At 69.8% G+C, this 769-nt stretch carries 1 protein-coding gene; it reads right to left on the minus strand.

What is annotated here, in order from left to right:
• Positions 1 to 769: hypothetical protein (locus tag ACYVDE_RS24950; RefSeq protein ID WP_460504208.1), on the minus strand; the 769-nt coding region annotated here is incomplete at both ends.

Genomic DNA, 769 nt, shown 5'->3' on the forward strand with positions numbered 1-769 from the left:
AGTACACCTCGAAGCGGCGCACGTCGGGCACGGTGGCCACCAGCCGCTCGGCCACCTCGCCATCGGCGTAGTGCACCCGGGCCCGCAGCTGAAAGCTGGCCAGGCTGAACGAGTCGACCATAAAGTACAGGTATTCGGGCTGGCTGACCAGCACCGCCTTGTCGTTGGGCTCCCAGGTGAGAAAGGGCTTGACGCGGGCCTGGTAGGCCCGCCAGCGGTCCAGACCGGCCGCCGGGGCCTCGTAGAAGTCGAGCCCGCCGAGCACGACGTAGTGCCGCACCTGGCTGCTGAGCGGAGCGGCCACCGGCGGCGTGCCGAACTTCTCGGCGTAGCGGAAGTAGAAGCGCCGGAACAGGCTATCGGCCCGGCTGGGCCCGGCCTGGTTCAGCGTGGGCAGGTGCTCCTGCAGGTAGCCGTCAAGCAGGGCCTGGGCGTCGAAGACGGTGCGGCCCGCGGCGTCGGCCGGCTGCTCCTGCGTGCCGCCCAGGCACACGAACGTGTTGCTCAGGTACACTTCCTCCACCCACACCTCGCACAAAAACGAGAGGTTGGGCTTGGTGGTGGGGTCCAGGCGGTAGGCCGCGCCGGCGTCCAGGGCCAGCGTGACCGGGTTTTTGCTCCAGTAGTAGCGGTACGGGTCGATGGTCACGCTCACCGACCGGGTGGCGCCCCGGGCGTCGGTCACCACGGCCGTGTAGGTGCCGGCGCTCAGGGCCAGGCGCTCGGCCGTGGTGGGGCCGTCGTTCCACAGGTAAGCGTAGGGCGCCAG

The sequence above is a fragment of the Hymenobacter agri genome (genome assembly GCF_054778495.1).